The sequence below is a fragment of the Terriglobales bacterium genome (assembly GCA_035567895.1).
In the GTDB taxonomy this organism is placed as follows: Bacteria; Acidobacteriota; Terriglobia; order Terriglobales; family Acidobacteriaceae; genus Gp1-AA112.
The window spans coordinates 121,082-147,147 of record DATMPC010000049.1 but is presented as its reverse complement, the minus strand read 5'-3'; the positions used below and the strand labels follow the sequence as shown (position 1 = coordinate 147,147).

Genomic DNA, 26,066 nt, shown 5'->3' with positions numbered 1-26,066 from the left:
AGGCCGTTTGTAACCCGTCTTAGGAGATCACTTCGATTGCATCGACCCGTGAGGGATAAAAAGCCAGGTGCTCTTTAATGCTGGCGACTGCATCATACGGTTTTTCGTACGTCCAAACAGCGTATTCCGATTTCGTTCCGCCAATGGGAATGCTGTAGTAAGTGCAATCGCCCTTGTACGGACAATAGCTGTAATGCTTGGTCCGAACGAGCAACGACATGTCCGCATCGTTGCGCGGCAAGTAGTAAACAGGTGGATATCCCTTCTCTTCCAGCCGAAGTGCTCGCGTCGATTCAGCAACTGTTCTTCCAGCGACCGTTACACGCACCTTGCCTTCAGCCGGAGAAATCGTGATGGGATGGTCAGGCCCCGGAATTCTGATCTCCTTACCTTTGCTCGCTTTGGTATGCATTGCGCTCCTCGCGTTATCTGTCACAGCTTAGAACCGCCATCGACTGGAATACTCGCGCCTGTAATCCAGCGCGCACCGTCAGACGCCAAAAAAGCGACAACGTCGGCGATATCTTCGGGTTTGCCGATTCGCTTCAATGCTTGCATTCCCAGCGTGGTCTCGCGACCCGCCTCTGTCTTTGTGAAATTCGACATGTCCGTGTCGATCACTCCGGGTGCCACAGCATTTACGCGTATGCCGCGCGGCCCGAGAATCGCGGCCCAGTTTTTGACTAGAGTCTCTAGGGCTCCTTTGGTGGACGTGTAAGCAAGGATCGAAGGATTCTCCAAACCAGGCTTCCCAACTACGGAATGGGCGCCAATAGAAGAGATCACAATGATGTTTGAGCCTTCCCCAAGAACTGGCAGGAGTTGCTGCACCAGGAAGAACGGGCTTCGGACGTTTGTGGCAAAGAGATTGTCGAAATCCTCCACCGTGTAATCCGCGATGCGCGCCGCCTTGCTGATTCCGGCGTTGAGCACAAGCACATCCAAGCGATCGCCAATGACTGAGCGCACTTGTTTGGCTAGCAGCGCAGCGCCGGTCGCAGTTCCCAGATCCGCTGACATTGCATTTGCGCGTCCGCCTTTCGTTTGGATCTCGGAGACGAGAGATTCCGCTTCCTGCGCGGAGCGGCCAAAGTGAACCAGGACGTGTGCCCCGGCCTTGGCGAGCGCCGCCGCCGTCGCGCGGCCAATTCCTCTTGATGCGCCCGTCACAAGCGCCGTTTTGTTTTGGAGTGTAGTCATTTATCCCTCTCTCGTGCCGGTCAATTAACGGATAAGACGAGTGCGGCACCTGGAGTTGTACCTCCGGTACAGAGAAGACATCAAGCGCGCGCCATCCGTCCATCGGATACGAGCGCCAAGGCTGCTTTCGCACAATCGACGTCATTCTGCACCGTGGGCGCCCCGCTCAGCCCGATGGCCCCGACAATTTCTCCGTCCACCTTTATGGGAAACCCTCCTCCCCACGCCGCCACACGCGCAAGCGTGGGGATGCCGGCCAAAAGCGAGGGGTCGCCTTGGATAAAGTTGAAAAAGTCCTGCGTGGACACGCCGAACAGACCTGTATACGCCTTATTCAGCGCCATCTCGATGCAAAGGATCGGGGCCCCATCCATCCGGCTGAATGCCTTGAGATTTCCCCCGTCGTCGAGAATTGCTACGTTCTCGCTAACGCCAATTTCTCTGGCTTTCGCCACCGCTGCATCCACCATTTTCTGTGCCAGTTCAGAAGAGATGGTGTGTTTCTTGATCACTTTAGTCATTGGATCGCTCCTCCAATTGATATGTATGCGTGTTGCACTTCGCGCAATCGAGGCGGCCTTGTCGGCCCGCTCGATTTGCGCCTTCCACACTTTCAACCCGAGGGCTGCAAGAGCTCCTTCGTTTTCCGTCGCTTCATCCTCCTGCCAACCACTGTCTCTCATTTTGTTTTTTTGGGAAATCTTTCAGAAGCCGGGCCACCTGGGCCGAGCCTAAGCGGTGGCAGCCACCCCGTGATAGGCAGGCGCAAAGACATCCTGCACAAATTTTTCAAACGAAGTCGGTGTGCTGTTCTCCGGCGAACGCGGCTCCTGCGCAGCGAGGACTCCTGTGTTGATGGCCTTGAACAGCTCGATGTATAAGGCGACGCTCTTCGGAGAAATACCCATTTGCGTCAGCGCTTGTTCCATCTGGCCATACGGTAACTGCACGTAACGGAGATCCGGTTTGCCAATGCCGCGCGCAATCACCGCGGTAATTTCCGTCATCGATAGGTCGCGCTCGCCAAGCAATTCGCGGGTTTGTTTGCCGGCAAAATCCAGGTTCAGGAGGCGTTGCGCAGCGTAGTCGCCAACGTCTTGCGTCGCGATCAGGGGCAACTCCAGGTCGGGCAGCAGCGCATGCCCGAACATTCCCATCCGATGAATCATCTCGATCGCCGCCAGATTATTCTCCATGAAGTATGCGGCGCGCAGGTGCAGAACGTTCAAGCCGTCGATAGCGTTCAGTTTTTGCTCCGCAGAATGCAGCCCCGCGACTGGCCCGGTGCCTTCCGGAACATGCGCGCCGTAACTGCTCAAGTTCACCGCGTAGCGCACGCCGGACTCCTTCACGGCTTTCGCGATCGCATCGCTCTCTCGCTCCTGGTCCTCCCGGGATTCCACCGGCGGCAACATCAAGTATGCCGCGCGCGCACCGCTGAGAGCTTTGGTGAGAGCAGCCGCATCGCTCATGTTGGCCGTGAACGCTTCCGCGCCTTGGCGCACAAAGCGCTGCAGTCGCCCCGCGTCGCGCCCCATGACGCGCACCTTCTCGCCCTTCAACAGCAGGGAATTGGCGATGATCGAGCCGGTGTTCCCGCTCGCCCCCAAAATCACATACCTGACATTCGAAACAACAGGTGAATTCATAGCGACCACCTCCCGAATACGAATGATGTTAACAATCACACTTAGTTGCAGGTTTTCGTGGCAAGGAAGTGAAACGCATGCCGGGCGAGGAACGGTGGCACCGGTCGCCATCGAAGCGGCCGGTTGGCATAAGGCCACAGTTGTCGGTCATCGAGACTCCTCCTCTGCTCCACAGCACTTTCTCGCAACAAGACCTTCGACCCTGTAACGGCAGGGTTCGTTAATGAAAAGAGCTCTCAGATCTGCGCTCTGCCACCGTCAACGAATAGTTCGATACCTGTTACGAAACTGGAGTCATCGGAAGCCAGGAACAGCGCAGCTTTAGCGATTTCATCTGCCTCGCCCATGCGCCCCATTGGGATGCTGGAAACGATCCTTGCGATAGCGTCCGCAGGTTGCCCAACAATAATTGGAGTATCAGTGGGACCAGGGCTGAGGACGTTTGAACGAATACGGCGATCCTTCAGCTCCACGGCCCATGCTCGGACGAAGTTGCGGATAGCGGCCTTGCTCGCGCCATAAACCCAAAATCCGGGAGTGCCCTTCACACTCGCGACGGAGCCGTTGAGGATGATTGAGCCGCCATCATTCAGTAGCGGCAATGCCTTTTGCACGGTGAAAAGCGTTCCTTTGACGTTAGTGTTGAATATTTTGTTGTAGAAGTCTTCCGTAACCGTGCCCAGGGGAAAAAACGCGCCAGTGCCGGCATTGGCGAAAACGATATCGATTCGTCCCTTTGCCTTGACCTTTTCGTAGAGACGATCAAGGTCTTTCAGTTTGGAAACGTCTCCCTCAATACCTGTAACGTTGGCGCCGATCGTCGCGACAGCCTCGTTCAATTCCTTCCGGCGACGGCCAGTGATGAAGACATAAGCACCCTCTTCGACGAACAGTTTTGCCGTAGCAAGCCCTATTCCCGTAGTGCCGCCGGTAATGACTGCCACCTTTCCCTGCAACTTTCCCATACTCGCTGCTATTCCTTGATCGTTATCACTTCAAATTTCTAATTAGGCGTTCATTCCACCATCCACCGTAAGATTCGCACCGGTAATGTACGAGGACTCCGGACCAGCGACAAACGCCACCATCGCAGCGATCTCATCCACGCTCCCATAACGGTTGAGTGATGTGGCAGCCTTCTGCGGTACCGCCCATTCGCCCGCTGCAGGATTCAAATCGGTATCGATCGGCCCCGGCTGCACGTTGTTCACCGTGATGCCCCGGCTCCCGACCTCCCTTGACAAACTCTGAGTAAATATCTTCACGGCTCCTTTGGTGGCCGAATAAGGCACAAGCCCGGGCACCAGGACACGCTCACCCACTGCCGATCCGATCATGATGATGCGGCCACCATCATTCATGTGCTTCAGCGCCGCCTGCGTTGCCACGAATACGCCGCGGACGTTGATGTCGATCACGCGATCCATCTCTTCCAGCGTGGTCTCCTCGAACGTTTTCGGAATGGCTGTGCCGGCATTGTTCACTAAGACATCAAGCCGGCCGAAAGTCGCGACGGCCTTTTCGACTGCGCCTTTCACTGCTTTGGCGTCGGCAGCATCCGCCTGGATCGCGATAGCCTTTCCGCCATCGCGTTCAATCGCTTTCACCACGGCGGAAGCTGCGTTCGCGTCCTTCGCGTAGGTGATGGCCACGCTTGCTCCATCCGCGGCCAGACGTTTCGCGATCGCTGCGCCAATACCGCGCGAACCGCCGGTAACGAGTGCTACTTTTTTGCTTAATGCAGACATATGATCTCCTTTAGTTTTTCTCCGCAGGATTTATTACTCCGACTCCGCTGACTGCTATCTCGCTCGGAGCTCCTGAGACGTCGTATCTGATGTGCGACTATTGCATGCAGATTTGGCACTCTCGGGAATACCAGCTATTCCTAATAGGAATGCAGTGTGCAAAAGAGGAAATCCTGCTGGAGGTCTGTATCTTTACAGCTGACAGTGAGGCGGAAGAATCGTTATTCCTTGTGCGGAATCTATTCCATAGGGGAACAGGGAGGCTGGTGTGGACAGATTCGATGCAATGCAGATGTTCGTCCGAGTCATTGACAAGGGAAGCTTCTCCGCAGTCGCGAAGGAACGTGGCATTGGTCAACCGGCTGTCAGCAAACAGGTCTCCGCGCTGGAGGACGAGCTCGGCACCGAACTTATTCACCGCACCTCTCGTTCGATTGCACTCACTGAGGCGGGTCGCGACTTTTACGAGTCTGCGTTGCATATTCTCGACGACTTTGAAAACGCAACTTCCCGAATCGGGCGAGGCCAGACAGCACCGAAAGGCCTGATTCGTGTCACCGTTCCTCCCACGTTTGCCCGACTCCACATGGTGTCCAAGCTGCCTGCTTTTTTTGCTGCCTATCCCGATATGGCAGTTGAGATGGCGGCATCGGAGAGCCCGACCACGATCATCGAAGACGGCTTCGATTTGGCGATCCACTCAGGTGACCTTCCAGACTCCACTCTGGTTGCGCGAAGATTCGCGCAGACGACGACCATTCTCGTCGCTACTCCTCAATACCTCGCACGCTACGGCGCACCGGAGTCGCCGGAAGATCTCCACCGCTTTCGATCGGTCGTCTTTGTCGAGCGTGGCTCGGTACAGCCGTGGAGCTTCGGCTCCGGACAAGACGCGAAGCGCGTCGTCCCCACAGGAGTCTTTCGCACCAGCGATATTGAACAGATGCGAATGGGTGTCCTTGAACATCTGGGGATTGCCCAGGCGCCGGCATGGCTCTTCTACGCAGAACTCAGAGAAGGTACCGTCATCCGCCTTTTGCCTGCGTTTGAGCGAACCGTGCCAATCCTCGCCGTACGGCCTGCCAGCCGCCGGCTGTCCACCAAAGTTCGCATTTTTATCGAGCACCTGGAGAAGACTTTCGCGCTTTGTTCCCAGTTCAACCCGCGACCCAGAGATCAGTAACCTTAAGTCGGCATCGCTGAAGTGATCTGCCAGAACTTGCTCAATCGCAACTTCCGGATTGCCGACAATTCAGAAGTGGTCCCGGAAACCCGATCACGGCATTATTTTTGTTCCCGAAAATCCGCCAATCGATAGTAGGCTTTGCACCAGGCGTCGGAGCGCGTTTCACTCTTGTGGATCAACCTGGTTTTTTTTGCGTCTCATGCGAGATCTTGCACATCGTACAGCTGGGTGAAGTTCACAGGTCAGCTCCTGCCGCGATGTGAACACCGCATTTACGTACGGGACTACGCGGGGGAGGAAACAGCGCAAAGAGGGTGCGTGCTACAAATCTGTCGTGATCGGGTCAGTTTCAAAGGCGTTCGCAGAGGGATCGCTTCAGCTTCGCCAGTAAGATCGCAAGTTGGAATCATTGGGTGTCTGCTCGCTCTCCTGTGTATTTGCGTGCTTGATCTGCCAGTCCATGCGGCGAGTGACAGCTCCAGGGCTTCTTCAACGTCAACCGCTGGTTTGCCTTCGAGTCAAACTGAACCCCAAGTCATAGTAGTCGGATTTCTCGGAGGCTTTGTCCGTCACGATGAGCCGCACCACCCCGAAGTTAAGTTGATCCAGGAACTACGTCAGGAGTACCCCAAGGAGGCTTATTTCGGCCTGTTTGAAAACCGCAAGGTCGACGTAGCCTACAACACCATCCTGAAGCTACTGGGCACAAAGGAGGGCGATGCACTATCGGATGACAAAAGGCGGCGAGTACCCATCGTATTGTTCGGGCACAGTTGGGGTGCTTCGGCGGTGGTAAGCCTGTCCCGGAAATTAGAACGGGCAGGCATCCCGGTGGCGCTAACGATACAGATAGATAGCGTTGCAAAGCCTTTTCAGAATGATTGGCTAATTCCGGCCAACGTCCTCGAGGGGGTGAATTTCTACCAGACACACGGCTTGGTTCACGGTCGCCGAAAAATCGCCGCCGCAGATCCGACGCACACGACGATCCTTGGTAATTTCCTTTGGGAGTACAAAGGGGAGCCCGCAGAATGTAACGGGTTCTCTTGGCGTGGGCGCCTTTTGAGTAAAGGCCACACTCAGATCGAGTGTGATCACAAGGTCTGGTTGCAAGTAAAGGCCTTGATGGGTCGACATTTGCCGAACCCAGTGCATATTCAGACTGACGCCAGCGAGCCAGCCCTTCTGCCCTCGCGCAACGACGGCGATGACTCCCGGCAAAGGTAGTGCCATCAGACAGGCGCGAGCTCTCTTACCGGGTCGGTTAGCGCTTCGATAGGCTCATTCCTGTACTTCCTGCCAGTTATGCGTCTTGCGCGGTTGGCCTAGCCTCACTCTGAGGCTGTCTTGAGACTAGGGAAACTGAGTGCAGTTCTCCTTTTGTGCCTGTGTTCGATTCCTCGCGCGCAGGCTGTGGCGACCCTGTTCTTGGGAGAGCCCTACGGTCGCAGTGGCGCTCTCGTGGGAGCCGGTCATACCGCCGTCTATCTCAGTGGCGTCTGCGCCACATCCCCGGTTATCCTGCATCGCTGTGGCCCAGGCGAAACCGGAATCGTTCTCAGCCGTTACCGCGGCATCGCCGGATACGACTGGATTGCAATTCCTCTTGTCCCTTACTTGTACGCCGTAGAGAAACAGGAAGAGATTCCGCTTTTTGCCGACAAGAAGCTAGTTGCGTTTCTACGCGACCGCTACCGGCGCAATCACCTGAAGTCGCTAGTTCCCGATCTTCCCGATGGCGAGACACCGGGTGGAGACTGGTACGAATTGATCGGGGCTTCGTATATCCGCACCATCTACACTTTTGAAATCGAGACTAGCCCGGAGCAGGATGCGAAGCTGATTCGCACCCTCAACGAACGCCCCAAGCGCCATCGCTGGAACCTGGTTACCGCGAACTGTGCCGACTTCGCGCGGCAGATCATTAATTCTTACTACCCACACTCCGTGCATCGCAGCATTATCGGCGACCTGGGCATCACCACGCCGAAACAGGTGGCAAGTTCGCTTTTCAAGTACAGCCGTCGTCATCCAGAGTTGCAGACATCGACCTTCGTGATTCCACAAGTCCCGGGGACAATTCCACTATCCAAGCGGATCCGCGGTGTCTTGGAGTGTGTTTACAGGGGATACTGGCATTTCCACCCGGGGAAGAACGCACTGATCCTCGATTCAAACCATCAGTTGGTCGCGCCGCTAACGATTGCAGACCGGCGCCTTGTTCAGGACCAACTAGAGGACCTGATCCAGGCTGCGCCTTCGGCGGCTGCCGACGCAGATAAGCGTCAATGGACGTTTTTACACGCTGCGGCCGAGCCTGTCTTCGATGCCTTTGGAGGACCCGCCCTGCAGGTGCGCGTGGGTGGGGAAGTTATCTCCGTCGGGATTGCGCGATCCAATATTCTGAACGTTTCCGCCGGTTACGAATTTGCCGCAGGTCTCGTGAAAGCACGTCTGCGCGAGGAATTGAAATCCGCCGCACGAAAAACGGCCCGCGCTGATGTCGAGAGCGATCTCCTGCTGCTGCACCAACTACAGGCGCCGCCGACGGGATTGGCAAGCACAACCGGTCTCGCTCCTCCGTCCTCGTACGCCACCCACTAATCCTGTGTTCCAAGACGGGACATCTGTCGGCTACCGCGAAAAAGAGACTTTGGCAAGATGTCTTTGCGACGGAAGTGTCCGGGGCCGAGAGGAAAGAAAATGACACCCAAGCAACCTACGGTCACAGAACGCTATTACGTCCACGTGACAGAGGTTTTCGTCTGCCCCAGGTTTTCCTAGTGGTCGAACTGCTCCTCCCAACGGTTGGCCCACTCGGGAGCATCGCCTTTCCCATTCCAGGACTCCACAATCTTCCCGCCATGAATGTTGTACAGGTTCGCTCCTGATGCCCATCCGTGCACTGGGCCAAAGAGCACTGCCAGTCGATGGTTGTCAACGAAGTGCCACTCATAGATCATCTGGCCTGGCGAAATAATGGTTTTCTTACCTCTTGTGTACACGGCGACGCTTATTGGGATCGGGTACGAGGTACAGCAGTTCTTCACGAGGACGGACCAGCCAACGGTCAGCTTATCTTCGCTGATGGAAATGTTTTCACATCCAACTTGTTGCGGTTCGGAAGGCAGTACTTTCACCGCACCGTCAGCAAAGACCAGATGTACTTTTCCGTCGTCGCCGATATAAGCCCGAGATATGGTCTGAGCGATGACCCCGTGGACTGTCACGATGAGGGCTAGACACGAGATTCGCGCGACGAGCATAAACTTAGGAGATTCTAGCCAGTCTCGAGAGCAAAAGGGGACAGCGCTTGGACCGCCCCCGTCCTGCGCTAGACGTGCATCTGATACGGCGCACGCTGCGCCCGAGTCAAGCGGCTGTTGGCATCGGGATCGCTGATGAAGTGCTCTTTCTCCGGGTCCCAATGCAGATGCCGGCCAGTCTTCATCGCAATGTGATGAATCAGGCAGGTGGAGCAGGCGCGGTGGCCCGCCTCTGCCGGAGCGATTGGCTGCTTGCGTGAGCGAATGCAGTCGAGCCAATTCCCGTGTTGGTCTTCGCTATAGTACAGGTGAACTTCATTTGGTCCGATCACGCTGTCGAGCACCTTGGGATTGCTGGCAACGAGCGGCTGCACCTGTGCGCGTTCGCCCGCTGCTGCTGTAGGAGAGGCTTGCTCATCGCGGCAGACAAAGATCCAGCCCTCAGAGCCATAGAACTTTATGCCGTTAGGAAACTCGCCGCTGATGTCCATGGTGACGCCGTTCTTATAGATCGCATGTGTCTTGAATGCGCCGTGAACATCCCAAAGTCCGTGGGTTGGAAACTCGGCGGTTCCCCACACTTCAATCGGACCTGTGTACTCCGTGCCCATTCCCCAATGCGCGGTGTCCACGTGATGCGCGCCCCAGCCGGTGATCATGCCTGCGCCGAACTGTTCGCATCGCAGCCAGCCAGGACGCCCGTATCCCTTCTGCGGCATCGCGCGATCGACGGTGTACGGCACAACCGGTGTGGACCCAAGCCACGGATCATATTGGAACCCCGCGGGAACAGGCATCGGAGTGGGGTCGCCACCAGCCGGATCCCCGGGCAGTCCAATTTCAACATGCTTCAGTGTGCCGATGCGCCCGTTACGGACGAGCTCGCATGCGCGGCGGAACTGTTTCCACGAGCGCTGCTGCGAACCGATCTGCAGAATACGACCAGACTTCTTCACCTCATCAGCCATCGCGCGGCCTTCCGCTATGGTGAGCGACGCAGGCTTCTGCAGATACACGTCCTTGCCGGCACGAACGGCATCGACGGCAAGAATCGCATGCTGATGATCCGGCGTTGAGATCACTACGGCATCGATGTCTTTGTCTGCGAGCACCTGCTTGTAGTCGCTGAAGGTGCGTGTCCCGTTATAGGACTTGCCTGCCTTCTTCGCGTAAACATCGTCGACAAGCTTCTTGCCATCCTGCAGGCGGCCCGCGTCGAGATCGCACACGGCAACGATGCGGGCATGGTCGTACTTCCAGATACCCGGCAGATCATGGCCGCGCGAAATTCTGCCAACGCCAATGGCTCCCACATTAATGCGGTTGGAGGGGGCGTTCTCTCCGAAGACTGAGGCCGGCACGATGGCTGGAAAACCTGCCGCAGCCGCGACAGCAATACTGCTTTTGAGAAAGCTACGTCGATCCAATTTGGTCTTTGCAACCTTGTCCATACTCTCCGCCTTTTGTGTGAACTAATCCTGGATTGTTACGTGCTTCGCCGACATCTGCGCGCGAATGGAAAGTTCTGCCGCAAGCAGGCATTGTTCCTGATCCTGCGCTGTATGCGTACGGTTCACAACGTCTGAGACAAACTGCGGTCCAAACGGCAGCTCCACCTGGCTGCAATCCATATAGCGAGCCTGCTTCTGGTCCACGATATAGAGGTTGTTCCCGTGGCCGCCCTCGACTGCCACATTGGTGTACTTGCGCAGTTCAATGTAGCCGTCAGTGCCAAGAATGAAGAGCCTTCCATCACCCCACGTCCCCAATCCAGCTGGCGTGAACCAGTCTAGACGCACGTAGCCGAAACCGCGATTACCGCGGAGCACCATGTCGCCGAAGTCCTGGAACTCGGGATGATCATGGTGACGCACGTTCGCAACTTGCGCCTCGGCCACATCGGCGGATGTTGAACCTGTGTAGTACAGGAACTGGTCCAACTGATGCGATCCGATGTCGCACAAAATGCCGCCGTACTGCTTCGGATGCCAGAACCACTCAGGCCGGCCGCCGCCGCCACCTGCATCGCCGCCTTTTTGCGTCACCTGGTGCGGCGCGATGTTGATCGTCTGGATCACCTTGCCGATGGCGCCCTCCTTCACCAGCTCGCCGGCCTTCACAGCCGCGCGCACCTCCAGACGTTCGCTGTACAAAATGGCATAGATACGCTTCGTCTCGGCGATGCTCTTGCGCACGAGTGCGAGGTCTTCCATCGTAGTTACGCCTGGCTTATCGCTGAGGAAGTCCTTGCCACGCTTCATCGCACGGACGCCCAGCGCCGCTCGCTCATTGGCGATCTTGGAGCTCAGCACAAGCTGGATCGAGCGGTCGTTGATGATCTCGTCTTCCGACGATGCCCACTTCACATCGGGATAGCGTTTGCGGAACACCGCCACCTTGTCGGGCTCAGTGCCATAAGCGAGCACCAGTTCTCCGCCGCCGCGTCGAATCGCTTCAGTCATGCCGTGGATGTGGTCGTGGCTCATCCCGCATACAGCAAAACGAATGCTGTGCTTCGGCGTAGGAGGAGGGCTAGACTGCGCCACTTGCATCACGGGCTCTCCCGCGGCTGCTTCATAACCAGCGAGGGTGTCAGGAAACATGGCAGAAAAACCTGCCGCTCCGAGTGCGTGCATGAAAGAGCGGCGGCCGATGCGTTCGTCAATAGACATTTACTCTCTCCGGAACCAAAGGTTTAGGATCGCCATGAGGCGCACAACTACAGTAATCAATACGCGGTGATGGATCATCTGATGCGCCGTTTCGTCGGTTAATTGTAAGGAATTTGGTCAGCCAGCTCCTCAACGTCTGAAAATGATGTGACTTACTTCGGGCAGCGAAGATCGATTCGGGACAGTTGTCATGTTGTACGTCTAAAGCAGCGCGTTCGAGCGTGGGATTTAAACCAGCACTGCCTTTCAGCGTGGAATCACCACTGACGAGCGTGGCTGACTCGACGCTCCCATCCGATCGGATTGAGAGTTGTACCTTAACGTCGCCGGTGATTAGTGCGGTACGGGCGATCGCTGGATAGACAGGCGTAGACAACTTAACTAATTCGACACGCGGGGTGGACGACTGCGGAGCAGCACTTGCCGTTTGCGGTTGAACGCTCTGAAGAGGACTCGTCAGCGGAGAGAATGCCAGCAGCACCAAGATCAGTTGCATGGGTCGAAATAAACAAGGCGCGATTATAGGAAAACATAGCTAAGGGCGATGAGCAGAAAAAAGAGGAAAAAAAGAGGGACAACCTAAAAACGGATCACCTGATCTGCCCCGTTCTGTGGACTAATCCGCTACTCCTTGCAGTCCTGTTGCGCGAAGAGGGGACGAATTTCTGGAAGATGGGCGGCGATGGACGTACACTTTGTTCCGCAGCTTTGCATAAGATTCATGCGCATCTTTGAGGACATGTGATCTCCCCAGCCAGCTTCTGGCCATCCGCACTAGGACTTGGGTTCCTGGTGGCCGGCATTTTGACCTATCGACGCGATCTGCTCGCCGAGTCTTCAGGCGCGCGGTTGAGAGTCGTCGCCCTGGGCCCGGTGTTTGTCGCTGCATCGCTGGCGGCATTTGCCGGCGAACATTTCACGGCGGCGAGAAGCCTCGCACAATTCGTTCCAAAATGGATGCCGGTGCGCCTGTTTATCGCCTACTTTGTGGGGGTGGCTCACCTGGCGGCCGCATTGAGCTTTGTTGCCAGACGATGTATCCGCTGGTCGGCGATTTTTCTCGCCATCATGTTTGCGCTCTTTGTTCTGCTGCTGTGGCTGCCGAGTGCGGTTGCGCATCCGGCAATCCGCATCACCTGGATTGTGACCGTCCGCGAGACCACCTTTTCGATGGGCGCCCTGGCTCTATTTGCTACTGCGGTGAGAGACCGCTTGCCACGGCTCTCGAGCGGGCTGGCCACCGTTGCCAGAGTCTGGACCGGAATGGTCCTCATCTTCTTTGGGATCGAGAACATCCTCTATCCTCAGTACTCACCCGGCGTGCCCGATACCCAACCCACTGCGTCGTGGGTCCCCATGCCGCACGTGATTGCATATCTCACCGGAATACTGCTGATCGCGTTCGGGATTGCGATGTTGGTCAGGAAATATGCCGGCTCGGGCGGCACGTTCGCCGGATTGCTGATGGTGCTGCTCACCCTCGTTCTATATGTGCCCCAGTTTTTTCTCGCGCGCAACGTTGCAGAGGAAGTTACAGCAATTAACTTTGTCTTCGACACACTCCTCTTTGCCGGGACGCTGTTCGTGGTAACAAGGGCGATCCTGGAAGTGCCGGAGGCACGATATGTGAAAGCCCAGCATGAGCTCGAAGAGGCGAAATGCTGAAGCTTTAGGGAGCGAAATTTAGGGGACAATAGGTTCCTTGTCAGAAAACCCGGGCGTGGGCGCCCGACGGTCCTGAACAAATCCGGGCGAGGCGCCCGGCGGTCCTCTCCTTTATTACTAATTCGCAGAAGTTCTGGCCGCCGGGGAGGTAGCCTCCAAAGGCGAACGCCGGAATCTTCGATTCATGCTCTTGGATTTCTTTCCAGGCGAGGCTAGGTCCGCTCTGACCCCAGTTCCATTATGGAACGAAAAATCCCTGCAAGATCCCTGATCTTTTTTGCGATATCGCAGGGAAAGAGCACTAAGCCAAGAAGAATGTAGAGGTTTCGCGGAAATCGAGCGAGATCCCTGTTAAATCCCTGCCTCGGAACGAAATTTGCGCATTTTGGGCAAAATTCCACGCTTCTCAACGTCATCGCGCAAGAATCGCTGTAATTGTCGCTGTTCTTTCGGAGCCTCCAGCCGTTTCGAAACGTGTACGCGCCGCGCGTGATTCGTATTTCGAGCCGGAATATGAAAACTTGCGCTTTCGCGTTCCTTGCGTCCATCTGGCACGGACAGGAACAAGGGTTTAAGATTGCCATCCCACTCAGTCGCGGGTCGAATTCCTTGAGAAGAGGTCTATGATGGCGGCAAACCTCAGTCCAGCGCAAAACCAGACAACCGGAGCGACCAGCTTGCGCGATGCCACAAGCGGGCTGGCAATAGTTCGTCTCACGCTAGGCGCAATGTTTATCTGGGTCTTCTTCGAAAATCTGGCCAAGGGTCTTTACACTTCGGGAGGCTACGCAGGTTTGATCAGTTATTACCTCAAGGCAAGTCACGCGCCGGCCGCATGGAAGGCAGTGATGGGCCTGGCGGCAAAGCACGCGGCGATTGCAGCTCCCATGCAGGGATTGACCGAGATCTCTCTCGGTATCCTGCTCGTCATCGGTCTGCTCACCCGACCGGCTGCGTTTGTCGCTTTTCTGTTTCTCGGCAGCCTTTGGATTTCCGAGTTGGGCACTGCCTGGATCTGGGAACTGCTGGTCCCGGTGCTCGCATCGCTCGGGCTCGCTGTCGGACGCGCTGGCCGGAGATGGGGCGTTGACGCCCTGCTGTCGCGACGGTGGCCATCTTCTCCGTGGTGGTAATTGGGCCGAGTTCACGTGCGAGTTTCCGTCATCATCCCCACCCATAATGAAGCGGAGGCGATTGAGCGCGTTTTAGCGGATCTCCCGTCCGATCTCACGACGGAGGTCATCGTTGTCGACAGCAACTCGAATGACGGGACGCCCGAGATCGCTGCAAGAATGGGAGCCCGCGTGGTTCAGGAACCCCGCCGCGGCTATGGGCGAGCGTGCCTCACGGGTCTGGCAACGGCAAATTCTCCTGACGTGGTTGTGTTCCTTGATGGCGACTACAGCGATCGGCCCTCTGAACTGCCGATTCTCTTAGCGCCAATCACTGAGGGGCGTGCGGACATCACGCTCGGTTCCCGCCTCCAGGAGCGGGGTTCTGTGGGGGCGTTGCCTTGGCATCAGGTGTTTGGTAATCGTCTCGCCGCCTGTCTGATCAGGCTTCTCTATGGACTAGACATCAGTGATCTTGGCCCATTTCGGGCTGGCCGCGCAGATGTTCTACGCGCGCTCGCCCTGGAGGAGACCACTTATGGCTGGGCGGTTGAGATGATCCTGAAGGGTGCCGTCGCGGGATTTCGCGTGGTTGAAGTCCCGGTGAGCTATCACCCGCGTATCGGAAAATCGAAGATCGGCGGTACGCTGAAAGGCACGGTCGGCGCCGCCTGGTTCATTCTCAGTTTGATAGCGCGATACTATTTGCGGCATCGAAGAGCCGGCACGCCACGGCCAGCTTAGTTCCGCGTCAGAATTTTATGAAACCCGAAAGCGAGACGGTGGTGGGTTCTTCATGTAGTGATCGTGTGCTGGTAATTATGGCGAAAGCACCAAGGCCAGGCGCGGTCAAGACTCGCCTGGCGTCCGCCCTTTCTCCCGCGGCTGTCACTGATTTCTATTGCTGTCTTATGGACGACACTCTCGCGTTGGCACGGTCATTGGGCGATCTGGAAGTTGCCATCATGTGCCCGGACACCGACGTAAATGAGCTGGCTCAATTGGCAGGCAGCGCAGCGAGCGTAGTTGCCCAAAAAGGTGAAGGTCTTGCCGCGGGCCTCATTTCGGTATTTGCGCACTTCGCGGAAGACCGTCGACGACGCACCATTGCCTTCAACAGTGACAGCCCCCACCTGCCGCGTTCTGTTCTCGAAGACGCGTTCGAAACGCTGGCCGCGTATGACGTAATCGTGGGACCAACGCATGACGGAGGCTACTATCTAGTAGGTGCAAAAGCTTCGCATCCTGCGCTTTTTGCAGGCGATGGAATGGGCACCAGCAGTGCGCTGGAAAGACTCCTCTCGCGCGCACGAGCTCTTGAGCTCTCCGTAGGTTTCGCAGATCCATTTTGGGACATTGATGTAGCTGATGATCTCACTCGCCTGGCAGCGGAGTTGCGTCTGGCTCCGGCGAGGGCGCCACGCACGGCGGGGTGGCTTAAAGAGTGGGAGCTTGCGGTCGCGCATTTGCGGACGGGCACGGGAGAACTGTGAAGGTCGCCTCCGAGTGGAGGGTGTACGTCCTCGGCGTCATGTTGTGCGTCGCGTTAACGATCTGCTCACGCAACTTCGGCGACAGGGGCGGGCCGTACTTCATGGCGTCTTTGACGCTTGCGGGCATTGCGTACCTGTTAGCGATTCGTGAGTTTTTCGCGTCGCCAAGATTTTCCCGACGCGTTGTCGTCATTGGGCTCGTGCTGGCTGCTGTTTGGCACATTGAGTTTCTTCGGGTGCCCCCGGGCGCTGATGATGATGTCCATCGATATGTTTGGGATGGCCGCCTGCAGAGGCTCGGCTACAACCCCTATATTGTCGTTCCCAGCGATCCTGCCGTTAAGGGACTGCATACCCCGGAAACCCGCAACTTGAACAACCCGGATCTCCCAAGCCCATATCCGGCGGGAGCGCAGCTTTTTTTTCGCGCAGTTACCTCCATTCAGGAGTCCACCTTTGCACTGAAAGTGGCATTTGTGCTTTGCGAGCTCGCGATTGTTTTGGTGTTGCTCGATCTACTGCGTGGTAAGCAGGGAGCGCACCTGGTCCTGGCGTTCGCCTGGAACCCGTTGTTGGCCATTGAAGTGGCGGGAAGCGGGCACATCGACATTGTTGGCGCGCTATTGCTGCTTGTTTCCGGCGCTGCGCTGGTGCGTCGATGGCGCGCGACTGCGGCCGTCGCATTTGGGCTAGCTGTTGCAGTGAAATTTCTTCCGGTCGTACTCTTGCCCCTTTACTGGAAGCGGGTTCGCATTCGCGACGCTGCGCTGGCGGCAGCCGTGGTCGCTCTCCTGTACGTTCCATTTCTTGATCACGGGCGGATTCCGATCGGCTCGCTTGGCGCATATGTGCAGGGTTTCCGCTTTAATGGTCCGGTGTTTGCGGCACTCGATCGCGTGGCGCCTCCGCAGTTGTTAGCTGCGCTGGCTGTTCTCGTGGGACTAGTGACTGCAATCTGGCTGAGAAGTGCAGCGACCGAGTGGTCTCCGGAGACATTTGCCTGGCCAATGGCAGCTTCCCTTTTGTGCGCACCCGTCGTATTCCCCTGGTATCTTCTGTGGCTGTTACCATTTGTGACGTCGGCCTCAACGTTGCTGATCATCCTCTGGACTGTGAGCATTTTCCCGACATATATAATGTGGCACTTCCGCACACTTGGGCGTCCATGGGGAGCGCTTCCTGGTTGGGTAATGCTGCTGGAATACGGATGCCTGGCAGCGGCCGGCGCAATTCTCGCTTTGCGCCGGATGACACGATCAGCCACATTACAATGCGGGCGAGCCAAGTAGAGTGAAGCCGACTGCACGAACTGTAATTGTTGTATCCAGGAACCCTTGTGCGTCATCCAAGCGACATTTGTTTCATTGATTGAGGAGGATCTCCATGAAAAAGCTGGGCCGTTCAACGATGATCCGTTTCCTATTTGTTGGCGTGGTATTCCTTGCTTCAAACTCCTGGGCGCAACAGCGCGCGCCAATTCTCGAGCAGATCGCCAAAACTTATGGCATCGATTCGTGGAATCAAGTCGATGCGATCCGCTACACCTGGAACGGGGAGATCCCCGGAGTGTTCAAACTTGCTCACACATGGGAGTGGGAGCCCAAGACCAACAAGGTTTCTTACGAGGGGAAGGATAAGGACGGTAAGCCGGTCAAGGCTACCTACGTGCGCACCGACCTTAGCAGCCAACCCGACTCCGTGAAAAACGAAGTTGATCCGGCTTTCATTAACGATAACTACTGGCTTATCTTCCCGTTCCATGCTTTCTGGGACACCAGCGCCACCGTGACCGATGAAGGTATGAAAAAACTGCCTGTCGGCGCGGGCTCAGCCAGGCTCGTGGTGGTGAAGTATCCCTCGGAAGCTGGTGGTTACACGCCCGGGGATACATGGGACCTCTACGTCGGCAAAGATAACCGCGTCGTACAAATGGTCTATCACCGTGGCGGGCCCAGGAAACCGAGCCTGGTGACTGCAACCTGGGCAGGCTACAAAAAGGCAGGTCCTGTGCTGATCTCAACGGAGCACCGCGGTACCGCCGATGGCAAGCCCCTGCACATCTTCATTTCTAACTTAGCAGTGAAAGTGGCGGGCTCGGACAAGTGGATCAACGCACAGTAACAGACGGTGTGCGGGTCAAACGAAGTGATGTGGCTTTTCTGTAAAGCGTCCGCGATCCGGTGAAGGCTGCGATCGATCTCGATGTTGGGCGAAAGACCTTTGCGTCTGGTCTGCTAATGGAGTTGATCGCTGCGCTGCATCGCAGCCGCCCGGGTGATTTAATCGCGGTTGTCGGTGACGAAGAGAGTATTGGACCTGAGCTGGAAACGTGGAGCCGGTTTACCGGAAACCCACTGCTGGAGACCACAGTCGAAAATGGGCGGACGCGGTGGGTGTTCCGTTATGGAACTGTTCCGGTGCCTGCCGAAGACAATCGGCCGGTGGGCTCACGCCTTTGGCTCTATACGAACTTCGACTGTAACCTGCATTGCGACTACTGCTGCGTGCGTTCCTCGCCCACAGCGCCGCGACGGGAACTAGGGCTGGCACGCATACAGCGGATCACTCGCGAAGCGGCGGAGCTCGGCGTCAAAGAAATCTTCGTAACCGGAGGCGAGCCGTTTCTCCTGGAAGATATCGGCGACATTCTGCTTTCTTGCTCTGCAGCCGCCCCGACCACAGTCCTGACCAACGGAATGCTCTTTGCCGGACGACGCATCGAAAGCTTGCGAGCGCTGCCCCGCGAGCGAATTGTCCTGCAAATCAGCTTGGACAGTGCGACGCCAGGCCGGCACGACCTCCATCGTGGGCCCGGAACATGGGCGCGAGCACGCGAAGGTATTCAGTACGCCCGTGCGCAGGGATTTCGAGTGCGATTGGCTGCAACCGTTTCGACCGATGCCGAGGCCGAGGAGTTTCGTCAGTTGCTCGACGAAGAGAAGATTGCGGCAGAAGACCGAGTCATACGCCGTATCGCGTTGCGTGGTGCTGCCAGCGACGGTGTCGCCGTCACTCGAGCCGATCTAGTACCGGAAGTTACGATTACCGCTGACGGCGTGTATTGGCATCCAGTGGGCGCGGAAGATGCCGATCTGCTGGTGACGCGCGACATCTTTCCTCTTTCCGAGTCCTTCGCAGCCGTCCGACGTGCCTTCGACCGTGAAGGCGAACACACGAACAAGCTGGCGAGGATTTTTAACTGTGCATGAACGTTGTCTACGCGGTTGGCTTCGGACCTTAAGGGTGCTCGTAGAGCGGCCGTAGTCCGTCAGTCGCAGTGAAAATAGAAGCGGTTTCCATCGATATCTTCCACGGTGAACTGGCGGATACCCCAAGGCTTCTTCTCGAGGGGTTCAACGATTCGTGCGCCCCGCGAGTGCAATTCCTCGTAAGTCGCGTCAATGTCCGCCGCAAATACCCAGTGAACAGCAGGTTCGAATGGGCGGCCTCTCCTGCGAAAGAAAATCGCGACGTTATCACGCGAGACGGCACCGATATCGCCTCCTGGATATAACCAACCAATCTCGAAGCCGAGCGCATCGCGATAATGCTGCTGAGCCCGCTCCACGTCCTCAACCGGGAGCTCCGGCGTGGGATGTGCGAGCGTCGTTCGCAACTGTTTCTGATTCACGACAGTCTCCTCCTCTTGTCGTCGGCCTGTCGGAGGATCGTGACCATCTGCTCTTGGTGAATCGCGTTTGCTTCATGACTCCCTCGTTCCCCGAGGGCGCCATTGTCTCAAGCTTCAGCTGGTCCGAAAACACCGAGCATGTCAATTTTTCGCAGCCTGTGAAACCAGATTGCCTCAGTCACTCACGCCGACTTAGCAAAGGCCTGCTGAAAGAATCCCTGCTGCGCCGCGGCTTGCCGCAAGGCAGCGTAACCATCGAGGTGAGGCGTTAGCCAACGCTGCAGCCCTTCGGCGTCGAGAATGGAGCGATGAACCGGGTTTTCGTAGCTCATGGCTGAGAGCGCTTCGACAAACCGGCGTTCCCGATCTGCGTCGAGGTCAGGCCTCGCCGTGAACATGCAATGGTTGTATGCCGGAGAGGACCATAGCTCACGAAGGCCGCCTTCGGGCACCAGGCGGTCGTTACGCACAGTGTTCCAGAATGGGCTGCCGATAGCGCCGGCGTCGGCTCGTCCGTCAAGGACGGCGCGCACCACTTCTACTTCGCTGGTCCCGGTATCGCCATGTTTACCTACGTCGCTGTCGAAGCGCAGCGCCCGGTAATCCCTTCCCTCGCGCATGCCTTGCTGTTCCAAAAAGTGAACGGGAAGAATCGCAGCGTGTCCGCTGTCTCGACTGCCAAGCGCGAGCGTCCGATTTTTCAGATCGGCGAGCGTAGAAATGGGTCCTCCCGTGACCGCGACGATCTTGGTCATCCAGCCGAGATCGGTGTCGCGCATGGCGATCGCGCGACAGGCGTGGCCGCTCCACTCATCAGCCTGCAGGTAGGCAAGGTTTGTGTTCCAGGCGATATCGATACGCGGCACAGCCTCGCCCGGTTGGGCAAGGAGCGCGAGGACCTGCGCCTCGTAGCTCTGAAATAGCACGACCTCAACGGGAAGATGCGCTTCCTCGTGAAAGTAGCGCCGCATCCCTTCCCAGATCGAAACCACTTTCGGATTGTATGCAACAGCGCCGACCCAGATTGTTTTGCTCATTAGGCCCTCCACGTTTTCTTCATCTGCGTTTCACAAAACACTCTCTTCGTCTCCGCAGGCGTGTCTCAGAAGAGCGGCATTCCCAAAAGGGATTTCCCGATGAACTCGCGCAGAACGTCGACCGTTGGCGCCATAACAGCGCCCGCGTGCGCGTCGCGGAAGAGGCGCTCGATGCCCAAATGCTTTGAGAACGCAGCCCCGCCGCAAACCCGCATTGCTGCTGAGGTAACGCTGATAGCGACCTCGCCTGCAGCGGCTTTGCTCTCGAGCACGCGCAGCATGGTCGTCTCGCGCGGCTTTTCAAGATGCTCGATCAAATCGTCGATGCGCGCCGACAGCCCGTCGGTGTCAATCTGCATCGTCGCGAGTTGCGCGCGCAGCGTAGGCAGACTCTCGCCGAGGCTCCGGCCGAGATGCTCGAATTTTGCGCTCTTGAGGTGCGACGTAGTCCCGGCGACTGCCGCTCGACACAATCCCAAAGCCACGGCTGCTGATCCCAAATTGAACAGCGGGAGCACCACGTTCATCATGGTCGGAAAGCCCGCGCCGTCATCCGTAAGCTGAAAATCGGATGGAACCTCGCAATCGTCCAGCGCAATCGGCGCCGAGGCGTTGGCGCGAAGTCCTAAACCATCCCAGGGGCCGGCAACTGAAAGGCCGCGTGTCCCCGCTCCAACAAAGTAAAGAGTCGAATCGGTAGGTCCAGCGCCTTCAGGAGCAAGCGCAGAAACGACATAGCTCTGCGCTTGCCCCGCGCTGGTCACCCACGATTTCTTCGCGCTTATGTGTACGCCGTCACCATTCCGCCGTGCCCGCGATATCGGCGCCCAGAAATGGCTGCGCGAGCCGGCTTCACTGAATGCCAGAGTGGATAAGTGGCGACCTGCAGAGATCGCTTGCAATATGGGCGTGACTGCCCGAGTCGCGCCTGGACGCGCTGCCGAGATCGCCGCCGCGCCGAGAATGTGCATGAGATACACCATGGCGACCGAAGCATCTGCCTCGGCGAGCGTGGCGATAACAGCCGCAAACGTGTGGGGACCTAATCCTAGACCGCCAACATTAGCGGGCAGCATCAGCCCAAGCAGTCCGGACTCACCCAGCGACGCGATAGCCTCGGTAGAGAATCGCCCCGCCTTATCGTTTTGCGCTGCGGATGGCGCCAACACGCGACTGGCAGAGTCGCGGGCTTTCAAAACGGCCGCGTCATGAGTCATGGTCGCTCCTGAGTCTTCGTGACCGAACCAGGATTGTCGCCGAGGACGAGTAAAGGGGTCAAACCCGTCTCTTGCGGTTGTCGCGCGCAAGCACATAGTGACAATTCATGCATCTACGATCGATCCTGTGTATACGATCAGCCGCGTACTCCGAACACGTACAGAAGGAGAGCATTATCGACAACGGCCTTGTTCGGAATTGCGACCAGTGGCGTCATTCTCTCAACGTGCTCGAGGCGTGTGATGCCAGACTACCAACTCGTCGTGATTTCGGATTGTTGCGCCGACCGCGATCAGGACTTCACGAAGCGCTGCTCAAGCGACTCTTTTCGCAACGCGCTGAAGCGGCAAGCGCCGATGAGTTTGCGCAAAAATGGCCGCATTGCGAAAATCTGCGCACCAGTCCATGAAACCAAACGGACGGTAGGCTTGCCTACGTCTGCGGACGCTGGATCTCCAGACTTGTGAGCATGCGCACCCATCGAGCCGGACGTTTGTCGGATGGGACCACGAGACGAACGGGACCGTCAGACGCACTCAGCGCTTCCCCATCCTGCTTGTCGCAGACAAAGACAGGTTTGTCGCCAATACTCTCGTCGAGTTCGGCGAGCGTAAACGCAGCGTGGTAGTTGTCTTTCGCGCTGGCAAGCAGCACGAGCGAAACTCCCGCTCCACGCAGGTTGTCGCCGTTCGGCGCCTGTACCGTCGCCAGAACGGTCTTCATAGGAACACAGGAAAAAGTGTGCGAGACGTTATCGTGTCCCTTCGCCAAAACGTTCGTGTGCGCCATCTCGCGTAACTGCACGGTCGCATGTTTTTGCTGGTAGGAGACCTCTACACTCTGTGCATAAGCAGACGCGCACAGCAATGCCGAGATAACGACAATATACGATTTCATCTGTAACATTGTATCCGCTGTCAAAATCGACGATCAGGACAACCCTCATGCCGCTTTCCGCACGGAACCAACTTCCTGGAGTCATCGAAGAAATCCAGCTCGGAGGCGTGATGGCGCATATCGCCGTTCGCGTTGGTGAGCATATTGTCGAGAGCGTGATTACTCGCCGCAGTGCGGAAGAGTTGAAGTTGAAGAAGGGCGACAGAGTGACCGTGGTGATCAAGTCCACGGAAGTCATGCTCCAGAAGGACTAACCCATAGTGGTTCAAACTACGGCGCCGCGTCGCTTGCGACCTACGCGGAGACCCTTGCTCTTATTCGCCTGGTCTCAGGTCCGCCTTTGACGTTTCCATCGAGCGAGAGCACAGCGACAAAGAATTTGACCTTGCAGCCATCGATACGCACCTGCTGCAAGGGCCGGCTAACAGTTTTCTTCCGGGGTGAACCTGGCCGAGAAGGCACTGGGGCAGGGGATCTTAAGCGGATTCTCGCCCCCAATGCCTAACTGAGGCCCGTTCAGTCCCCGGCGTTTAGCTGTATACGGCTCTTTTTTCTTGCGGTGTGTTTGTCTAAGACCATCAGCAATCCCTGCAAATCTGAGTCACTTACCAGTGCGTCCACTGCCGTGGGAAGCTCAACTTTTTCGGGAATCGCGCCGTGACAAAGCAGAATTACTGATAGCGATGGTTTGACCATCTTGATCGACTGCGCGACCGACCAGCCTTCGATTTCTGCAAGCTGGCATACATCTACGATTGCCGCAGTCGCCGGATTATTCAGGCACAGCGTGACCAAATGGTCGGGTGAATGAGCTTCGGAGGCAGCGTAACCGTTTGTCCGAAGAAATCCGACCAGAAATGGCGAATGAGTGTTGAGCAGGAGAAGGATGAGGTCCCCCGATTTTTCAGAAATGACTGTTGGCTTTGCCATTCGCCGTCAGGAATTCGGGCCGCATGCACACTGCACGCTTAGACGAAGTGGCGACCCGTGCGATGCCGAAGCAGAGACTCTGGTTGTGTGGAAAACTTGGGGATTTCGCCGGGGCCCCACTCTTGCCGGAGTGGATCCGTCGACAGTCGGGGAATAAGATGTCGAACTCTACTCTAGCTGCATTCTAGACGGCCGCACTCATCCTTCTGTATCGCCGCCAAATCAAAACAACTGGAAACGCGAGGATCGCCAGCCATATCAACAGCGCCGGAGCATACTCTGCGAAGAACAGAAGAATCCCTAGTAGCGTCTCCGTGACGTTTTGGTAGCCGGCTACGAAGGCGTTATGAATGCGCGTGGAGACCGAAGCTGCCGGCGGATTGAGCTGAGCTTTGTACTCTTCCCCAAGCTGCAGCTCGACAGTGGCGAAGTCTACGCGATGCTCGAGCGCCTTCTGCTCGCCCTCCATCTCCTCAATCTCGCCGCGGACGCGCGCGATCTCTTCCTCCACTTTCAGGACATCGGTGATCTTTCCCGTGCGCTGCTGCAGTATCTCGCGCAGACGCTGCTCCGTTTCGCGAGAGTTTTTCAAGCGAGCAACCAGGTCTGTATGTTGCTGGGTGACTTCTTCACCCGATTGTGATTCCCTTTCAACGCGGCCAAGCGTCTTGAGGTCGATAACAGCAGAAGAAAGGACCGACGCAGGAATCCGCAGAGAAGCCTGTAGACTGCGCGGAGTGTTCTCAGTGGTGCTGACGCTCAGCTGCGCCGAGTATCCGTGATACCGGACAAGTATGCCATCCAGCGACAAGCGCGAACCGGAGAAGTCGTTCGTCATGATCGACAGCGACACGGTTCGCGCAATCATGGGAGCAGGGACCTGCTGTTCGAGAACTTGTGGATGCCCGTTGCGAACCTGTGGTTGAGCGATCGGGGCCTCGAGGGACCCGTCTTTCACTTGGAGCTTATCTCGGTCGCCACCCCCTCCACCCCCACCCTCGCTATTCGGCAGCTGGGCGGTCACGTAAGGCATTACTTGTCGCCTTTCCAATGCATACTGAGTACGCATCAGGTTCGGCGTAAGCACCGCCGCCACAAACAAAAGGGCCGAGACTGCGCCGGCACTTAAGCCTGCCCACTGCTTCCAGCTCCAGAAACTTGCACGAATAAGAAGCTTTGGTTTTCTGATTTTGAGCTCGGAGCCAGCTTTGGCTGCAAGCTCCACAACGGATTCCTCCAGCTTCGCCGGAATGGCGGGGACTTTCCACGCGGAAAGCGACTGCGAGGCGCGGCGCAGTTGGTCAGCGATCTTGGCGCATTCAGCACAGTCCTCAATGTGCATAGAGACGGCTTGGGCGTTCGCCGCCGGGAGTTCGCCGTCGAGAAGCGCCATCAGCTCTTCGGGGCCCATATGCTGTACGGCAATGTTCATACACGCTCCTCCGACGGCGTCATCTCTGAGGCCGATTTGGGAACAGGCGCAGCCAGCAGATCGCGCAGAGCCATACGCGCACGAAACAGGCGCGATCGAACCGTGTTCACCGGCAAACGCAAAACCTCCGCAATTTCCGCGTAGCTTAGCTGCTCGAACTCACGCAACAACAGAACCTCCCGATCGAGGCGCTCCAGCTTTCCGACCGCCTCCCGCAGAAAAACCTCAGCATGAGTGGCAGGTTCCGAAACCGGCTCGCGCGATCCAGCCACTCCCAGGAACGTGGCGCGGAAGGCTGCCTTGCGGCGATAGGCGCGTAAGATCTTCAGAGCAATCGCATAAAGATAGGTTCGGAACAACGCGGAGGGTTCATAACGGGCCGAAGCGCGAAGTACAGCCAGGAAGGTTTCTTGCGTCAACTCCTCCGCCTGCGCCGAATCGGCAAGACGCCGCCGAAAGAATCCAAACAGCGGTTGCTGGTAACGCGAGAACAATTCGGCGAAAGCCTCTTTCGAGCCCCGGCAAAACGCGAGCATCAACAGCTCATCGCTGCCCGCAGTCGCCGGCCTCTCCGCGCTAGTGTCAGACGTACGATTCATCGCCAATCGCTGATCGCCTCGAGTCTAGAACGAACGCCAGCCTCGCATCTTGCACGATTTCCGGTTGCGTTCATCCACAACACTGGTAATGCCGCGAGAAGGCAAAAAGTTCCCTGCCATCTAACGATCGCTCCTTGGGTCCTGGTCTAATTCAGCTCTTGATTTCCTGCTACCGCGAAGTTCGGCCGAGCGCAAGTAAGAAATAAATTGCATCTCGCGAGGAACTCTTTTTTGCTTCGCAAGCGAATGGGTTCGTGGTATGGTTAGTCGGCGATGTTCGCTCTATATTCTCCAACTATCTACTTTCGCTGGTGCCACGATTGAAAATCAA

Annotated in this window: 27 protein-coding genes; 11 read left to right on the top strand and 16 right to left on the bottom strand. The window is 57.0% G+C overall.

Annotated elements, in window-relative coordinates; genetic code table 11:
- Positions 1-19 precede the first annotated feature (19 nt).
- From VNX88_10695 to VNX88_10670, 6 genes are all read right to left on the bottom strand, one after another.
- Positions 20-412, bottom strand: coding sequence for a DUF427 domain-containing protein (locus tag VNX88_10695; GenBank protein ID HWY69127.1), 393 nt, complete (start codon positions 410-412; stop codon positions 20-22).
- A 20-nt stretch (positions 413-432) separates the two neighbouring features.
- Positions 433-1,200: an SDR family oxidoreductase gene (locus tag VNX88_10690; GenBank protein HWY69126.1), complete on the bottom strand. Its 768-nt coding sequence runs from the start codon at positions 1,198-1,200 to the stop codon at positions 433-435.
- An 80-nt stretch (positions 1,201-1,280) separates the two neighbouring features.
- Positions 1,281-1,721, bottom strand: coding sequence for a heme-binding protein (locus VNX88_10685; protein ID HWY69125.1), 441 nt, complete (start codon positions 1,719-1,721; stop codon positions 1,281-1,283).
- Between the two features lie 210 nt (positions 1,722-1,931).
- On the bottom strand, positions 1,932-2,849 hold the full coding sequence (locus tag VNX88_10680; protein HWY69124.1) for an NmrA family NAD(P)-binding protein: 918 nt from the start codon (positions 2,847-2,849) through the stop codon (positions 1,932-1,934).
- A gap of 236 nt (positions 2,850-3,085) precedes the next feature.
- Positions 3,086-3,814, bottom strand: coding sequence for an SDR family oxidoreductase (locus tag VNX88_10675; protein HWY69123.1), 729 nt, complete (start codon positions 3,812-3,814; stop codon positions 3,086-3,088).
- A 42-nt stretch (positions 3,815-3,856) separates the two neighbouring features.
- Positions 3,857-4,597 (bottom strand): 3-oxoacyl-ACP reductase family protein, encoded by a 741-nt coding sequence (locus VNX88_10670; protein ID HWY69122.1) that lies wholly within the window; start codon positions 4,595-4,597, stop codon positions 3,857-3,859.
- A gap of 268 nt (positions 4,598-4,865) precedes the next feature.
- On the opposite strand from VNX88_10670, the gene VNX88_10665 reads away from it, so the two are divergent.
- The 3 genes from VNX88_10665 to VNX88_10655 all read left to right on the top strand — a co-directional run bounded on the left by VNX88_10665 (position 4,866) and on the right by VNX88_10655 (position 8,387).
- The gene (locus VNX88_10665) at positions 4,866-5,780 is read left to right on the top strand and encodes a LysR family transcriptional regulator (GenBank protein ID HWY69121.1); all 915 of its coding nucleotides are present in this window, start codon (positions 4,866-4,868) and stop codon (positions 5,778-5,780) included.
- Between the two features lie 603 nt (positions 5,781-6,383).
- Positions 6,384-7,010, top strand: a complete 627-nt coding sequence (locus VNX88_10660) for a hypothetical protein (GenBank protein HWY69120.1) — start codon at positions 6,384-6,386, stop codon at positions 7,008-7,010.
- A 186-nt stretch (positions 7,011-7,196) separates the two neighbouring features.
- A complete protein-coding gene (locus VNX88_10655) occupies positions 7,197-8,387 on the top strand; it encodes a hypothetical protein (protein HWY69119.1) in 1,191 nt (396 codons plus the stop codon).
- A 176-nt stretch (positions 8,388-8,563) separates the two neighbouring features.
- Here the strand turns inward: VNX88_10655 and VNX88_10650 are convergent, their stop codons facing one another.
- From VNX88_10650 to VNX88_10640, 3 genes are all read right to left on the bottom strand, one after another.
- Positions 8,564-9,049 carry a hypothetical protein gene (locus VNX88_10650; protein ID HWY69118.1) on the bottom strand — a complete coding sequence of 162 codons (486 nt, stop codon included), beginning with the start codon at positions 9,047-9,049 and terminating at the stop codon, positions 8,564-8,566.
- A 68-nt stretch (positions 9,050-9,117) separates the two neighbouring features.
- The gene (locus tag VNX88_10645) at positions 9,118-10,500 is read right to left on the bottom strand and encodes a Gfo/Idh/MocA family oxidoreductase (GenBank protein ID HWY69117.1); all 1,383 of its coding nucleotides are present in this window, start codon (positions 10,498-10,500) and stop codon (positions 9,118-9,120) included.
- A 21-nt stretch (positions 10,501-10,521) separates the two neighbouring features.
- Positions 10,522-11,721 (bottom strand): Gfo/Idh/MocA family oxidoreductase, encoded by a 1,200-nt coding sequence (locus VNX88_10640; GenBank protein HWY69116.1) that lies wholly within the window; start codon positions 11,719-11,721, stop codon positions 10,522-10,524.
- Between the two features lie 741 nt (positions 11,722-12,462).
- Here VNX88_10640 and VNX88_10635 point away from each other — a divergent pair.
- The 7 genes from VNX88_10635 (at position 12,463) to VNX88_10605 (ending at position 19,200) form a co-directional block, all read left to right on the top strand.
- Positions 12,463-13,386, top strand: a complete 924-nt coding sequence (locus VNX88_10635; GenBank protein ID HWY69115.1) for a hypothetical protein — start codon at positions 12,463-12,465, stop codon at positions 13,384-13,386.
- 623 nt (positions 13,387-14,009) lie between these two features.
- On the top strand, positions 14,010-14,519 hold the full coding sequence (locus tag VNX88_10630) for a DoxX family membrane protein (protein ID HWY69114.1): 510 nt from the start codon (positions 14,010-14,012) through the stop codon (positions 14,517-14,519).
- 15 nt (positions 14,520-14,534) lie between these two features.
- Positions 14,535-15,242, top strand: coding sequence for a glycosyltransferase family 2 protein (locus VNX88_10625; protein ID HWY69113.1), 708 nt, complete (start codon positions 14,535-14,537; stop codon positions 15,240-15,242).
- 17 nt (positions 15,243-15,259) lie between these two features.
- On the top strand, positions 15,260-15,991 hold the full coding sequence (locus VNX88_10620) for a TIGR04282 family arsenosugar biosynthesis glycosyltransferase (protein ID HWY69112.1): 732 nt from the start codon (positions 15,260-15,262) through the stop codon (positions 15,989-15,991).
- Positions 15,988-17,280, top strand: coding sequence for a hypothetical protein (locus VNX88_10615; protein HWY69111.1), 1,293 nt, complete (start codon positions 15,988-15,990; stop codon positions 17,278-17,280). The genes VNX88_10620 and VNX88_10615 overlap by 4 nt, the downstream gene beginning before the upstream one ends.
- Before the next feature lie 94 nt (positions 17,281-17,374).
- On the top strand, positions 17,375-18,112 hold the full coding sequence (locus VNX88_10610; protein ID HWY69110.1) for a hypothetical protein: 738 nt from the start codon (positions 17,375-17,377) through the stop codon (positions 18,110-18,112).
- A gap of 59 nt (positions 18,113-18,171) precedes the next feature.
- Complete coding sequence (locus VNX88_10605) at positions 18,172-19,200, top strand: radical SAM protein (protein ID HWY69109.1); 1,029 nt, start codon at positions 18,172-18,174, stop codon at positions 19,198-19,200.
- 59 nt (positions 19,201-19,259) lie between these two features.
- Here the strand turns inward: VNX88_10605 and VNX88_10600 are convergent, their stop codons facing one another.
- The 4 genes from VNX88_10600 to VNX88_10585 all read right to left on the bottom strand — a co-directional run bounded on the left by VNX88_10600 (position 19,260) and on the right by VNX88_10585 (position 22,774).
- Entirely contained in the window at positions 19,260-19,622 is a 363-nt protein-coding gene (locus tag VNX88_10600) for a VOC family protein (GenBank protein ID HWY69108.1), read from the bottom strand.
- A gap of 182 nt (positions 19,623-19,804) precedes the next feature.
- Complete coding sequence (locus tag VNX88_10595; GenBank protein HWY69107.1) at positions 19,805-20,659, bottom strand: PhnD/SsuA/transferrin family substrate-binding protein; 855 nt, start codon at positions 20,657-20,659, stop codon at positions 19,805-19,807.
- Positions 20,660-20,724: 65 nt separating this feature from the next.
- Positions 20,725-21,876 (bottom strand): acyl-CoA dehydrogenase family protein, encoded by a 1,152-nt coding sequence (locus VNX88_10590; GenBank protein ID HWY69106.1) that lies wholly within the window; start codon positions 21,874-21,876, stop codon positions 20,725-20,727.
- 433 nt (positions 21,877-22,309) lie between these two features.
- Complete coding sequence (locus tag VNX88_10585) at positions 22,310-22,774, bottom strand: molybdopterin-dependent oxidoreductase (GenBank protein ID HWY69105.1); 465 nt, start codon at positions 22,772-22,774, stop codon at positions 22,310-22,312.
- Positions 22,775-22,821: 47 nt separating this feature from the next.
- Between VNX88_10585 and VNX88_10580 the strand changes: the two genes are divergently transcribed.
- Positions 22,822-23,028 (top strand): TOBE domain-containing protein, encoded by a 207-nt coding sequence (locus VNX88_10580; GenBank protein HWY69104.1) that lies wholly within the window; start codon positions 22,822-22,824, stop codon positions 23,026-23,028.
- A 262-nt stretch (positions 23,029-23,290) separates the two neighbouring features.
- Here VNX88_10580 and VNX88_10575 read toward each other — a convergent pair whose 3' ends face one another.
- The 3 genes from VNX88_10575 to VNX88_10565 all read right to left on the bottom strand — a co-directional run bounded on the left by VNX88_10575 (position 23,291) and on the right by VNX88_10565 (position 25,735).
- Positions 23,291-23,704, bottom strand: coding sequence for a hypothetical protein (locus VNX88_10575; protein HWY69103.1), 414 nt, complete (start codon positions 23,702-23,704; stop codon positions 23,291-23,293).
- A 184-nt stretch (positions 23,705-23,888) separates the two neighbouring features.
- Positions 23,889-25,136, bottom strand: a complete 1,248-nt coding sequence (locus VNX88_10570; protein ID HWY69102.1) for a DUF4349 domain-containing protein — start codon at positions 25,134-25,136, stop codon at positions 23,889-23,891.
- Positions 25,133-25,735, bottom strand: a complete 603-nt coding sequence (locus VNX88_10565) for a sigma-70 family RNA polymerase sigma factor (GenBank protein HWY69101.1) — start codon at positions 25,733-25,735, stop codon at positions 25,133-25,135. Before VNX88_10565 ends, VNX88_10570 begins: the two co-directional genes overlap by 4 nt.
- Positions 25,736-26,066: the final 331 nt, after the last annotated feature.

Bases quoted from the DNA above. Each gene is read 5' to 3' on its own strand.
- VNX88_10595 (HWY69107.1), bottom strand. From the start codon at position 20,659: ATGAGCAAAACAATCTGGGTCGGCGCTGTTGCATACAATCCGAAAGTG.
- VNX88_10565 (HWY69101.1), bottom strand. From the start codon at position 25,735: ATGAATCGTACGTCTGACACTAGCGCGGAGAGGCCGGCGACTGCGGGC.
- VNX88_10610 (HWY69110.1), top strand. From the start codon at position 17,375: ATGAAAAAGCTGGGCCGTTCAACGATGATCCGTTTCCTATTTGTTGGC.
- VNX88_10670 (HWY69122.1), bottom strand. From the start codon at position 4,597: ATGTCTGCATTAAGCAAAAAAGTAGCACTCGTTACCGGCGGTTCGCGC.
- VNX88_10690 (HWY69126.1), bottom strand. From the start codon at position 1,200: ATGACTACACTCCAAAACAAAACGGCGCTTGTGACGGGCGCATCAAGA.
- VNX88_10675 (HWY69123.1), bottom strand. From the start codon at position 3,814: ATGGGAAAGTTGCAGGGAAAGGTGGCAGTCATTACCGGCGGCACTACG.
- VNX88_10650 (HWY69118.1), bottom strand. From the start codon at position 9,049: ATGCTCGTCGCGCGAATCTCGTGTCTAGCCCTCATCGTGACAGTCCAC.
- VNX88_10680 (HWY69124.1), bottom strand. From the start codon at position 2,849: ATGAATTCACCTGTTGTTTCGAATGTCAGGTATGTGATTTTGGGGGCG.
- VNX88_10685 (HWY69125.1), bottom strand. From the start codon at position 1,721: ATGACTAAAGTGATCAAGAAACACACCATCTCTTCTGAACTGGCACAG.
- VNX88_10630 (HWY69114.1), top strand. From the start codon at position 14,010: ATGATGGCGGCAAACCTCAGTCCAGCGCAAAACCAGACAACCGGAGCG.
- VNX88_10580 (HWY69104.1), top strand. From the start codon at position 22,822: ATGCCGCTTTCCGCACGGAACCAACTTCCTGGAGTCATCGAAGAAATC.
- VNX88_10590 (HWY69106.1), bottom strand. From the start codon at position 21,876: ATGACTCATGACGCGGCCGTTTTGAAAGCCCGCGACTCTGCCAGTCGC.
- VNX88_10640 (HWY69116.1), bottom strand. From the start codon at position 11,721: ATGTCTATTGACGAACGCATCGGCCGCCGCTCTTTCATGCACGCACTC.
- VNX88_10645 (HWY69117.1), bottom strand. From the start codon at position 10,500: ATGGACAAGGTTGCAAAGACCAAATTGGATCGACGTAGCTTTCTCAAA.
- VNX88_10695 (HWY69127.1), bottom strand. From the start codon at position 412: ATGCATACCAAAGCGAGCAAAGGTAAGGAGATCAGAATTCCGGGGCCT.
- VNX88_10570 (HWY69102.1), bottom strand. From the start codon at position 25,136: ATGAACATTGCCGTACAGCATATGGGCCCCGAAGAGCTGATGGCGCTT.
- VNX88_10575 (HWY69103.1), bottom strand. From the start codon at position 23,704: ATGGCAAAGCCAACAGTCATTTCTGAAAAATCGGGGGACCTCATCCTT.
- VNX88_10620 (HWY69112.1), top strand. From the start codon at position 15,260: ATGAAACCCGAAAGCGAGACGGTGGTGGGTTCTTCATGTAGTGATCGT.
- VNX88_10585 (HWY69105.1), bottom strand. From the start codon at position 22,774: ATGAAATCGTATATTGTCGTTATCTCGGCATTGCTGTGCGCGTCTGCT.